Annotated in this window: 1 protein-coding gene; it reads right to left on the bottom strand. The window is 63.2% G+C overall.

The features are described from left to right. Nucleotides 1–419: transposase (locus ABVS03_RS11600; RefSeq protein WP_368019224.1), on the bottom strand; the 419-nt coding region annotated here is incomplete at its 3' end. Between the last annotated feature and the right edge of the window lie 100 nt (nt 420–519).

The raw sequence follows: 519 nt of genomic DNA on the forward strand, positions 1-519 counted from the left end.
ACGCACTCCGATCTGGCCATCGCGCAGCGGATGCGCGCAAGGACGCGCCCTGCCGTCTTGTAGCTGCAGCCGATCTGGCGCTGCAGGGAGCATGCGCTGATGCCTGCCTTCTGGCTCGACATGAGCCAGATCGCCACGAACCACTTCCTGAGCTCGAGGTGGGTCCCTTCCATCATCGTGCCTGCGGTGACGCTGAACTGGCGGGAGCACTTCGTGCACTGCCACTTGTGGGCATGCCCGTGCACCTTGGAGCAGGTGCGGTTTCCGCATGCGGGGCAGACGAAGCCTCCGGGATGCTTCTCCTCGAGGAGCCTCCTCTCGCACGACTCCTCGTCAGGATATCTCTCCAGGAACTCCAGGAGCGTGCCCCTGCTCTCGCATTCCTTCCTGCTCAGTCCGCCTGCATGACCCTTCGCCATCTCGTCCCCCGATCCTCCGGATGCATCAGCCGTTCATCCATATGATGCAGCGGAGCGGCGACAGGAATTCCTGCGGTTATGCCGGAGGTCCTCAGCCATT

The sequence above is a fragment of the Olsenella sp. AGMB03486 genome (assembly GCF_040884255.1).
GTDB lineage: Bacteria > Actinomycetota > Coriobacteriia > Coriobacteriales > Atopobiaceae > Olsenella_L > Olsenella_L kribbiana.